Source organism: Tabrizicola sp., assembly GCF_036781545.1.
Lineage (GTDB): Bacteria > Pseudomonadota > Alphaproteobacteria > Rhodobacterales > Rhodobacteraceae > Tabrizicola.
Genome location: NZ_DAIQAT010000001.1, coordinates 141094 through 151610 on the forward strand (window position 1 = coordinate 141094; position 10517 = coordinate 151610).

Here is a 10517-nt window from a genome sequence, read left to right on the forward strand (position 1 = left end):
CCGTCAGGCGATTTCGGTCGTGACCTCGATATTGCCCTTCGTCGCATTGGAATAGGGGCAGATGAAATGACCGCGCTCGGCGATCTTCTCCGCCACCGCCCGGTCGACGCCCGGCATCGTCACCACCAGCTTCACCTTCAGCCCGAAGCCGCCGTCCGACCGCGGCCCGATCCCGACATGCGCGTTCACTGTGGCATTGTCCGGCACCGTGCCCAGCTTTTCGCTCTGCGCGGCAAAGCGCATCGCGCCCAGATAGCAGGCCGAATAACCCACGGCGAACAGCTCTTCCGGGTTATGGCCAAGGCCCGACCCGCCCAGGTCCTTCGGACTGGCGTGGGTGATGGTCAGCTGACCATTCACCAGCCCCGACACGCCATTGCGGCCGCCGCCGGTGGCTTTGGCTTCGGTCCAGTATTTCGCATCTACAGACATGGCATTCTCCTTATCGTAAGCGATTAAATCGTGCACGATTTTTCTGCAACAGAATCGACCCGTTGTCAACCCGCTTGAGTTTCCATCGCACGCGATATAAACTGCCCGCATGACCCTCGCCCCGCCCGACATGCTCTGCTTTGCGTTGCACTCCGCCTCTCATGCGATGCACGCGGCCTATGCGCCGCTGTTGCAGCCTCTGGGCCTGACCTATCCGCAATATCTTGTGCTGACCTCGCTGAACGCCCGCGATGGGCAGACGGTCGGGCAGCTTGGCGCCGAGGTGCGGCTCGACTCGAACACTCTGACGCCTCTCTTCAAGCGGATGGAAAGCGCAGGCTGGGTGCACCGCAACCGTGACAGCAAGGACGAACGCCAGGTCCGCCTGTCCCTGACCGAGGCCGGACGCGATCTTGCGGCCCGCGCCGCCGGGGTGCCTCGCGCCTTTGCCGAGAAGACCGGGTTTCAGCAATCGGAACTTGCCGACCTGCGCGATATCCTTGCCGCGCTGCGCGACAGGCTGAAACCGGCCAAAGGTTGACAAAACCCTAACGCCCGCAAGCAAGTTCTTGATCTTGCTCGCCTCAAGGAACTGCCCGCGCGCGGGCAGTCAGGCGGTGCGGCCCCGTTCGATGCGCAGGAACTGCACCAGCCGCGTCGATCCCGAAGCTCCTCTGGGCCGCTGCCAGGTCTCCTTCGGGGTGCGGGCCAGCCGCAGGAAATGCTTCACCCGACCCCCGGTCGACCGGGCGCGATGATCGGCAAGATGACGGCTCATGCTCTCCTCCCAAGGTTGCTTCCGGTCAGCTTGCACCCGAATCGCCCTCCCGCCAACCCCGTAGCGCCCTCGCCCCGGCACGAACCCGCCGAGAACGGCTTGCTCTGCCGGTTCCTGCGCGACTAGTCTCACCTCGAACAGCGACGGGGGGAAACATGCGGCTGAAGGGCAAGACCATCCTGATCACGGCGGCGGGCCAGGGCATCGGCCGCGCCAGCGCACAGGCCTGCGCCGCCGAGGGCGCCCGGGTCATCGCCACCGACCGCGACGCGAACCTCCTCGCCGGTCTCGACATGGAGACCCACGCCCTCGACGTCACCAGCGACGCCGCGGTCCTCGCCCTGCGCGACCGCCTTCCCCCGCTCGACGGCCTTTTCAACTGCGCGGGCTTCGTGGCAAACGGCACCATCCTGGACGTGACTGACAAGGACTGGGACTTCTCCTTCGACCTGAACGTGAAATCCATGCTCCGCACCTGCCGCGCCCTCCTGCCGGGGATGCTGGAGCGAGCGCAGGAAACCGGCACCGCATCGCTTTTGAACATGGCCTCGATGGCCTCCTCGATCAAAGGCTTCCCGAACCGCACCCTTTACGGCGCCACCAAGGCCGCCGTGATCGGCCTGACCAAGGCCATCGCCGTCGATTTCGTGAAGACGGGCCTGCGTTGCAACGCGCTCTGCCCCGGCACGGTCGACACCCCCTCGCTTCGCGGCCGGATCGCCTCTGCCGCCGACCCGGTGCAGGCCGAGAAGGACTTCATCGCCCGCCAGCCGATGGGACGCCTCGCCACCACCGACGACATCACCCCGATGGTCGTCTTCCTGCTCTCGGACGAAAGCCGCTTCGTCACCGGCCAGGCCTGCCTCGTCGACGGCGGCTGCACGATCTGATGATCCGCATCGACGCCCATTGCCATTTCTGGGACCCCGCGCGGGGCGACTATGGCTGGCTCGATGCGGGACCGCCCGCGCTGGACCCCCTGCGCCGGGTCTTCACCCCCGATGACCTCGCCGGGCTGAACGGCACCCGCCGCGTCGTCGCGGTGCAGGCGGCGGATTCTGTGGCCGAGACGCGCTACCTCCTCGACCTCGCCGCCCTGAATCCCCAGATCGCGGGCGTTGTCGGCTGGGTCGACCTTGCCCGCCCCGAAACCACGGAAACCCTCGCCGATCTCGCCCGCAACCCGCGCCTCAAGGGCATCCGCCCGATGCTGCAGGACCTGCCCGAGGACGATTGGATCCTCACCCGTCCCGCCCCCGCAACCCTCCGCGCCGTCCAGGACCTTGGTCTCCGCTTCGATGCGCTGGTCCTCACCCGCCACCTGCCGCATCTGGCGCGTTTCACCGCCAGCTGGCCCGACCTGCCGCTGATCATCGACCATTGCGCCAAGCCCCGGATGGACTCACCCCAACCCGCCTGGGCCGAAGGCATGGCGGCGATGGCCGCTTTCCCGCATGTCCATTGCAAACTTTCCGGCCTGATGACCGAACTGCCCGAAGCCCTCCGCCAGCCTGAAATCGCGCTCGCCGCGATGCGCCCGGTGGTGGATCAGGTGCTGCACCTCTTCGGCCCCGACCGCCTGCTCTGGGGCTCGGACTGGCCGGTCCTGACCCTCGCCGCCACGCATCAGGTCTGGGAACAGCTCACCGACCGCCTGCTCGAAGGCCTGACGCCAACCGAACGCGCCGCCATCCTCGGCGGCAACGCCATCACATTCTACGGACTGGAAGGGGATACCTGATGAAACTCCTGCGCTACGGGCCCAAGGGCGCCGAGAAACCCGGCCTTCTCGACGCAAACGGCCAGGTCCGTGACCTGTCGGCCCATGTCGCCGACATCGGCGGGGCGGCGCTGTCGCCCGACAGCCTGAAACGCCTCGCCGCGCTCGACCCGGTCAACCTGCCGCTCGTCCCCGGCACACCGCAGAAGGACCTCCGCCTCGGTCCCTGCGTCGGCGGCACCCGCAAGTTCATCTGCATCGGCCTCAACTACGCCGACCACGCCGCCGAGACCGGCGCGGCGATTCCGTCCGAACCCGTGGTCTTCAACAAATGGATCACCGCCATGTGCGGCCCGGACGATGATGTCGAAATTCCCCGCGGCTCGGTCAAGACAGACTGGGAGGTGGAGCTGGGCGTCGTCATCGGCACCGGCGGCAAATACATCGACGAGGCGAACGCGCTGACCCATGTCGCCGGCTATTGCGTGATCAATGACGTGTCCGAACGCGAATACCAGACCGAACGCGGCGGCACCTGGGACAAGGGCAAGGGCTGCGACACTTTCGGCCCCACCGGCCCCTGGCTGGTGACGCCCGACGAAGCGGGCGACATCGGCAATCTCAAGATGTGGCTCGACGTCGATGCCAGGCGCTTCCAGAACGGCTCTACCGCGACGATGATCTTCGGCGTGGCGCATATTGTCGCCTATCTCTCGCGCTTCATGTCGCTGGAGCCGGGCGACGTGATCTCCACCGGCACCCCGCCCGGCGTCGGTCTTGGGCAGAAGCCCCCGGTCTACCTGAAGGGCGGCGAGGTGATGCGGCTGGGCATCGAGGGCCTCGGCACCCAGACGCAAAAGGTGGTGCGGACATGACCAGGATCACCGGCCTGCGCACTGTCGATGTGCGCTTCCCGACCTCGCAGCACCTCGACGGGTCGGACGCCATGAACCCCGACCCGGACTATTCCGCCGCCTATGTCATCCTCGAAACCGACGGCCCGCAGGAAGGCCACGGACTGACCTTCACCATCGGCCGCGGCAACGAGATCGCGGTGGCCGCCATCCAGGCGATGCGGCATCTGGTCGTCGGCCTCGACATGGCCTGGGTGGCCGAGGACATGGGCCGCTTCTGGCGGCATGTGACCAGCGACAGCCAGCTGCGCTGGATCGGCCCGGACAAGGGCGCGATCCATCTGGCCACAGGCGCCGTGGTCAACGCGGTCTGGGACCTATGGGCCAAGCTGGAGGGCAAGCCGGTCTGGCAGCTGGTGGCCGACATGTCGCCCGAAGAGCTGGTGCGCTGCATCGACTTCCGCTACCTGACCGACTGCATCACCCCGGACTGGGCGCTGGACTTCCTGACCGAGCAGGCGACATCCAAGGCCGAGCGGGTCGCCATCCTGAAGGCCGAGGGCTACCCCTGCTACACCACCTCTGCCGGTTGGCTGGGCTATGACGATGCCAAGCTGCGGCGGCTGTGCCGCGAGGCGGTGGATGCTGGGTTCAACTACATCAAGATGAAGGTCGGGCGCGATCTGCAGGATGATGTGCGCCGCCTGACCATCGCGCGCAATGAAGTCGGACCCGATGTAAACCTGATGATTGACGCCAACCAGGTTTGGGAGGTGGATCAGGCCATCGACTGGGTGAGGAAGCTGGCCTTCGTGAAGCCCTGGTTCATCGAAGAGCCGACCTCGCCCGATGACGTGGCCGGGCACCGCAAGATCCGCGAAGGCGTCGCCCCGGTGCAGGTCGCGACCGGCGAGATGTGCCAGAACCGCATCATGTTCAAGCAGTTCATCATGGAAGGCGCCATCGACGTGGTGCAGGTCGATGCCTGCCGTCTGGGGGGCCTGAACGAGGTGCTGGCCGTCATGCTGATGGCCGCGAAGTACGGGCTGAAGGTCTGCCCGCACGCCGGGGGTGTCGGCCTTTGCGAATATGTCCAGCACATGTCGATGATCGACTACCTGTGCATCGCCGGCACGCGCGAGGGCCGGGTGATCGAGTTCGTCGACCACCTGCACGAACATTTCCTGGACCCCTGCCTGATCCGAAATGCCGCCTACATGCCGCCCACGCAACCCGGATTCTCCATCCAGATGCGGTCCGAAAGCCTCGAAACCTACCGGTTCCGGGGCTAGGCGATGGACCTTGGCCTGAAGGACAAGGTGGTGATCGTGACGGGCGGCGGCTCCGGGATCGGGGCGGCAGTCAGCGAGGTGCTGGCCGAGGAAGGCGCGATCCCGGTGGTCCTGACCCGCCGCGCGCCGGATGCCGCATGGCTGGCCGGGATTGCGCGCGCCGATGTGGTGCTGGCCGACCTTGCCGAGGATGACCAGTGCCACCGGGCTGTCAGCGAAATCCGCGCAAGGCACGGCCGGATCGACGGACTGGTCAACAACGCAGGCGCCAATGATTCCATCGGGCTGGAGGCCGGGCCGCAGGCGTTCCGCGACAGCCTCGACCGCAACCTCGTGCATTACTACACGCTGGTTCACCTGCTGGCCGACGACCTGCGCGCCACGAAGGGGGCCATCGTCAACGTCTCGTCCAAGACTGCGCTGACCGGGCAGGGCGCGACTTCGGCCTATGTCGCCGCCAAGGCTGCCCAGCTGGGCTTGACCCGCGAATGGGCCGCCGCCTTCCTTGCGGACGGCATCCGCGTCAACGCGGTGATCCCCGCCGAGGTGATGACGCCGCTGTATGCCAACTGGCTGAAAACCTTCGACAACCCCGAGGAGCGCCTGGCGGAGATCACCCGCCGCATCCCCCTAGGCCAGCGGATGACCACCCCGCGCGAGATCGCGGATACCGTGGTCTTCCTGCTCTCGCCCCGGTCCTCGCATACCACCGGGCAATGGCTCTTCCCTGATGGCGGCTACACCCACCTGGACCGAGCCATCGCGGGCTAAACCGCGTCGCCCAGCCGCCCCACCGCCCAGCGCGCCGCATCGGCGACGGCGGGGTCGGTGTCATCCACCAGCCTCGCGGCAACAGGCGCAAGGGTCGGCAGGCCCGAGTTGCCGATGGCATAAAGCACATTTCGCACGAACCTGTCGCGCCCGATCCTTTTGATCGGCGACCCCGCGAACCGTTCCCGGAACCCCGCATCGTCCAGCATCGCCAGCTCCGCCAGCTCCGGCAGGCCATGCTTCGGCTGATACCCCATCTCCTTCGCTGCCACCGCGAACTTGTTCCACGGGCAGGCCGCCAGGCAATCGTCGCAGCCGTATATACGATTGCCCATACCGGCCCGCAGCTCTGTATCGACAGGCCCCTTGTGCTCGATGGTCAGGTAAGAGATGCAGCGCCGCGCATCCAGTTGATAAGGCGCAGGAAAGGCCTTGGTCGGGCAGATGTCCAGGCAGGCGGTGCAACTGCCGCAATGGCTGATCTCCGGCGCATTCGGCGGGAATTCCAGCGTGGTGAAGATCGCCCCCAGAAACACCCAGCTCCCCAGATCGCGCCCCAAAAGGTTGGTGTGCTTGCCCTGCCAGCCCAGCCCCGCCGCCTGCGCCAGCGGCTTCTCCATCACCGGGGCCGTATCGACGAAGACCTTGATCTCGCCCCCCGCGACATCGATCAGCCAGCGCCCCAGACGCTTCAGCCGCCGCTTCACCAGATCGTGGTAATCCTTCCCCTGCGCATAGACCGAGATCACCCCCCGGTCGCGCTCTGCCAGCCCGGCCAGCGGGTCGCCCGCGGGCGTATAGGCCTCGGCCAGCATGATCACCGACCGCGCCTCGGGCCACAAAGCCGCCGCCGACCCGCGCCAGCCTTCACGCTCGGCCATCCAGCCCATCTGGCCATGGCGACCCGCCGCCAAATAGTCCCTGAGCCGCCCCGCCGCCTCGGGCACCGCATCCGGCCGGCAGATCCCCACTTTCACGAACCCCTCTTCCAGGGCCCGCGCCACCAGCTGCTCTTTCGTCAGCCCTTTCATCTTTGCCCAAATATCCCGGGGTCCGGGGCAGCGCCCCGGGGGTCGGACTCAGAAATCCAGGTCGGCATAGTGGGGGGCTGGCGGGAAACCCGAGACCTGATCGGCCAGCAGCGGCCGGAACGAGGGCCGCGACTTGATCTTCGCATACCAGTCCTTCAGCACGGCATGGCGATGCCAGTCCACGTCGCTGATATAGTCCAGACAGCTCAGATGCGCCGCCGCGGTGAAATCGGCCAGCGTCATCGCATCCCCCGCCAGCCAGCGCCGCTGGTCCAGAAGCCAGGCCATGTAATCGAGGTGATATTTGATCCGCGTGGACCCCAGCTTCACATTCCGCGAATCCGGATAGCCCTGCCCGGTGACCTTCTTGTTCACCCGTTCATACAGCAGCTTCGACGTCACCTCATTGTGGAACTTGTCGTCGAACCAGGCGCAGAGGCGGCGCACCTCATAGCGTCCGTCGGCTCCCTTCGGCATCAGCGGCGGCTCGGGCGTCTGTTCCTCGATGAACTCGCAGATCGCCTGGCTTTCGCTCATCACCCGGTTGCCCATCTTCAGGATCGGCACTTTCCCGGCCGGATTCCGGCGCAGGAAATCGGGCGAGGGTTCCCAGTAGCGCTCCTCGACCAGCTCCACTTCGATCTTCTTTTCCGCCAGCGTCAGGCGCACCTTGCGGCAGAAGGGTGAGAGGGGAACGTGATACAATCGGTTCGAGGGGCGGTTCATCGGGCGGCGGCCTCCGGTCTTCCCCCCTCATTGCCGCGCCAAGGGCGGGAATTCAATCCCCGGCCCGCCTCAGCCGTCGAAACAGGCGGAACGACCGTCCACCGCAATGGTCTCGGCGCCCGAGATGATGCTGCGCGTCCGGCTCTTTACGAAGGTCGACGGCTTCGAGGGGCTCCACTCCTTCGGATTGGGAAGGATGGCGGCCAGCCGCGCCGCCTGCAGGGCCGTCAAGTCCTTCGCGTCCACGCCGAAATAATGCTGCGCCGCCGCCTGTATGCCGAAGACGCCGTCGTCGAATTCCGCAACGTTCAGATAAACCTCCAGAATCCGCTGCTTCGACCAGACGAGTTCCACCACCGGCGTCAGCACCGCCTCCATCGCCTTGCGCACCCAGCTGCGCCCGTGCCACAGGAAGACGTTCTTCACCACCTGCTGGCTGATCGTGCTGGCGCCCCGATTGCTGCCCGCGTCGATCGCCTGACGGATGGCGGCCATGTCGAAGCCCCAGTGGTTGCAGAAATTCGCATCCTCCGCCGCCACCGCCGACCGGCCCATCACCGGCGCGATCTCCTCCCATGGCACCCAGTCCTTGTCGATCCCGCCCAACCGCAAGGCCTCGCCCAGCTGATACAGGTTGATCGGCGGCGGGACGAAGCTGAACAGTAGCACCAGCACCGCATAAAAGGCCGCAACGGCGCCAAGCCCGCGCGCCAGCCATTTCAGCGCGCGCCGCATCCGCGACCGCTGCACCGGCGCGGGCGCTTCCGGCTTGGCCCTGCGCTTGCGCGGGGCGGCCCCGGCCTTCCCGGTCGGCTTGTCGACGGCTTTCTCGGTCATGGCCCTACATGGACGGGGCGCGGCGCGGCGCGTCAAGCCCCCGTTTGCGCGGGTTGTCCGGGAGCGCGGTCTACGCCCAGGCCTGACCCGGATCGGGCAGGGGGATCGCGTCCAGAAGCTCGCGCGTGTAGGCGGCCTGCGGATCGGCGAAAAGGTCGGCGGTGGGCCGGTCCTCGACGATCTGGCCCCGGTACAGCACGATGGTCCGCTGGCACAGGCGCCGGATGACGGAAAGGTCGTGGCTGATGAAGGCCAGCGTCAGGCCCAGGTCGCGGACCAGTTGCTCCAGAAGGTTCAGAACCTGCGCCTGGCTGGAGACGTCGAGACCCGAGACGATCTCGTCGGCCAGAATGAAATCGGGCTCCAGCGCGATGGCGCGGGCGATGCCGACGCGCTGGCGCTGGCCGCCGGACAGTTCGTGCGGGTAGCGCGCGGCGAAGGATCGCGGCAAGCCGACCTGATCCAGCGCGCGCGCCACCCGGTCGGGAATCGCGTCGAAACCATGCAGGCGCAACGGCTCGGCGATGATGGTGCCGACGCGGTGGCGCGGGTTGAGGGAGGACATCGGATCCTGGAAGATCATCTGGAACCGCCGCCGCAGCGGGCGCAGGTCGCGCTCCGTCAGATGGGTGATGTCGGTGCCGTCGAAGTGGATGACCCCGCCCGACGGTTCCAGAAGGCGCACCAGCGCGCGGCCCAAAGTCGACTTGCCGGACCCCGACCCGCCGACGATGCCCACCACGGCGCCCTTGGGGATGGTGAAGCTCAGCCCATGCAGGATGTCGATCAGCGGCGCGGCGCCCATCAGCGGCTTCGCGGTCATGTCGGCAAGCGACAGGCGCAGGTTCTGGACGCTGTAGAGATCAGCCATGCGCCCCACCCCTGTCGAAGGCGGCGACTTCAGCCTGCACCGCGGCGATCACCGCCTCGGGCACCGGGGTCAGCCCGGCCGAGGGGTCGGTGTATTTCGGCGTCGCGGCAAGCAGGGCGGCGGAATAGGCATGGCGGGGCGCTGCGAAGAAATCGGCGACCGAGGTGTCCTCGACCACCATCCCGGCATAAAGCACTGACAGCCGCTGGCAGACCTTGGAGACGACCCCCAGGTCATGCGTGACGAACAGCAGCGCGGTGCCATGCCGCGCCTGCATCCCGGCGATCAGCTTCAGGATCTGTTTCTGCACCGTCACGTCCAGCGCCGTGGTGGGCTCATCCGCCACGATCAGCTTCGGCTCGGCCGCGAAGGCCGAAGCGATCAGGATGCGCTGGCGCATCCCGCCCGACAGCTCATGCGGATAGGACCGCAGCACCCGGTCGGGATCGGGGATCTGCACCTCGGCCAGCAGTGCGCGGGCGCGGGCCTCGGCATCGGCGCGGGTCCAGCCCAGGATATCGACCAGCCGGTCGGTGATCTGCGGGCCGATCCGGTGGCTGGGGTTCAACGCAGTCAGCGGGTCCTGCGGGATCAGCGCCGCCAGCGCCCCGATCCGCCGCCGCCGTTCGGCCAGAGGCAGGCGCAGCAGGTCCACGCCGTCCAGCAGGATCTCGCCCCCCGTCACCTCGACCGAAGGCGGCAGGATGCCCAGCACGGCCTTGCCGATCATCGACTTGCCCGCGCCGGATTCGCCGACCAGCCCGCGCACCTCGCCCGCCGCCACCTCCAGCGACACACGGCGAAGAAGCGGCGGCCCTTTCTTCAGGCGGACCGAAAGGTTCTGGACCGACAGGAAGCTCATCGCAGCACCGGATCGAAGCGGTCCTTCAACCCTTCGCCCAGTTGGCTGAAGGACAGGACGGTAAGAAACAGCGTGACCAGCGGGAAGACCAGCACCCACCAGGCCTGATGGACGCTTGTCCGCCCCTCGGCGATCATCCCGCCCCAGGTGGGGTCGTCGGTCGAGATCGACAGGTTCACGAAACTCAGGATCGCCTCGACGATGACGGCGATGCCCATTTCCAGCGTGAGGAGGACCACGATGGTCGGCAGCACATTCGGCAGGATCTCCCGCACCATCGTCCCCAGCCGCCCGCGCCCGGCGACGCGGGCCGAGGCGACATAGTCCATCGCCCCCTGCGCCA

14 protein-coding genes are annotated in these 10517 nt (G+C 67.0%); 6 read left to right on the forward strand and 8 right to left on the reverse strand.

Annotated elements, in window-relative coordinates:
• Positions 1-3: 3 nt before the first annotated feature.
• On the reverse strand, positions 4-432 hold the full coding sequence (locus V7Q39_RS00680) for an organic hydroperoxide resistance protein (protein WP_333814271.1): 429 nt from the start codon (positions 430-432) through the stop codon (positions 4-6).
• A 109-nt stretch (positions 433-541) separates the two neighbouring features.
• Between V7Q39_RS00680 and V7Q39_RS00685 the strand changes: the two genes are divergently transcribed.
• Positions 542-973: a MarR family winged helix-turn-helix transcriptional regulator gene (locus tag V7Q39_RS00685; protein WP_333814272.1), complete on the forward strand. Its 432-nt coding sequence runs from the start codon at positions 542-544 to the stop codon at positions 971-973.
• A gap of 69 nt (positions 974-1042) precedes the next feature.
• On the opposite strand, the gene V7Q39_RS00690 is transcribed toward V7Q39_RS00685, so the two are convergent.
• The gene (locus V7Q39_RS00690) at positions 1043-1210 is read right to left on the reverse strand and encodes a hypothetical protein (RefSeq protein ID WP_333814273.1); all 168 of its coding nucleotides are present in this window, start codon (positions 1208-1210) and stop codon (positions 1043-1045) included.
• A gap of 155 nt (positions 1211-1365) precedes the next feature.
• Here V7Q39_RS00690 and V7Q39_RS00695 point away from each other — a divergent pair, with 155 nt between their 5' ends.
• The 5 genes from V7Q39_RS00695 to V7Q39_RS00715 are packed head-to-tail and all read left to right on the forward strand — an operon-like array spanning position 1366 to position 5847.
• Entirely contained in the window at positions 1366-2100 is a 735-nt protein-coding gene (locus V7Q39_RS00695; RefSeq protein WP_333814274.1) for an SDR family oxidoreductase, read from the forward strand.
• On the forward strand, positions 2100-2951 hold the full coding sequence (locus V7Q39_RS00700; RefSeq protein WP_333814275.1) for an amidohydrolase family protein: 852 nt from the start codon (positions 2100-2102) through the stop codon (positions 2949-2951). Before V7Q39_RS00695 ends, V7Q39_RS00700 begins: the two co-directional genes overlap by 1 nt.
• Complete coding sequence (locus V7Q39_RS00705; RefSeq protein WP_333814276.1) at positions 2951-3805, forward strand: fumarylacetoacetate hydrolase family protein; 855 nt, start codon at positions 2951-2953, stop codon at positions 3803-3805. The genes V7Q39_RS00700 and V7Q39_RS00705 overlap by 1 nt, the downstream gene beginning before the upstream one ends.
• Positions 3802-5076, forward strand: a complete 1275-nt coding sequence (locus V7Q39_RS00710) for an L-fuconate dehydratase (RefSeq protein WP_333814277.1) — start codon at positions 3802-3804, stop codon at positions 5074-5076. The genes V7Q39_RS00705 and V7Q39_RS00710 overlap by 4 nt, the downstream gene beginning before the upstream one ends.
• Positions 5077-5079: 3 nt before the next feature.
• Entirely contained in the window at positions 5080-5847 is a 768-nt protein-coding gene (locus V7Q39_RS00715; protein WP_333814278.1) for an SDR family oxidoreductase, read from the forward strand.
• Here V7Q39_RS00715 and queG read toward each other — a convergent pair.
• From queG to V7Q39_RS00745, 6 genes are all read right to left on the reverse strand, one after another.
• Entirely contained in the window at positions 5844-6878 is a 1035-nt protein-coding gene (gene queG / locus V7Q39_RS00720) for a tRNA epoxyqueuosine(34) reductase QueG (RefSeq protein WP_333814279.1), read from the reverse strand. The genes V7Q39_RS00715 and queG overlap by 4 nt on opposite strands.
• A gap of 48 nt (positions 6879-6926) precedes the next feature.
• Positions 6927-7604: an FtsZ-binding protein FzlA gene (gene fzlA / locus V7Q39_RS00725; protein ID WP_333814280.1), complete on the reverse strand. Its 678-nt coding sequence runs from the start codon at positions 7602-7604 to the stop codon at positions 6927-6929.
• A gap of 69 nt (positions 7605-7673) precedes the next feature.
• Positions 7674-8441 (reverse strand): monofunctional biosynthetic peptidoglycan transglycosylase, encoded by a 768-nt coding sequence (gene mtgA, locus V7Q39_RS00730; protein ID WP_443082477.1) that lies wholly within the window; start codon positions 8439-8441, stop codon positions 7674-7676.
• A 70-nt stretch (positions 8442-8511) separates the two neighbouring features.
• Positions 8512-9312 (reverse strand): ATP-binding cassette domain-containing protein, encoded by an 801-nt coding sequence (locus V7Q39_RS00735; RefSeq protein WP_333814281.1) that lies wholly within the window; start codon positions 9310-9312, stop codon positions 8512-8514.
• On the reverse strand, positions 9305-10174 hold the full coding sequence (locus tag V7Q39_RS00740; RefSeq protein ID WP_333814282.1) for an ABC transporter ATP-binding protein: 870 nt from the start codon (positions 10172-10174) through the stop codon (positions 9305-9307). Before V7Q39_RS00740 ends, V7Q39_RS00735 begins: the two co-directional genes overlap by 8 nt.
• The coding region (locus V7Q39_RS00745; RefSeq protein WP_333814283.1) for an ABC transporter permease at positions 10171-10517 on the reverse strand (347 nt) is incomplete at its 5' end. The genes V7Q39_RS00740 and V7Q39_RS00745, both read right to left, overlap by 4 nt.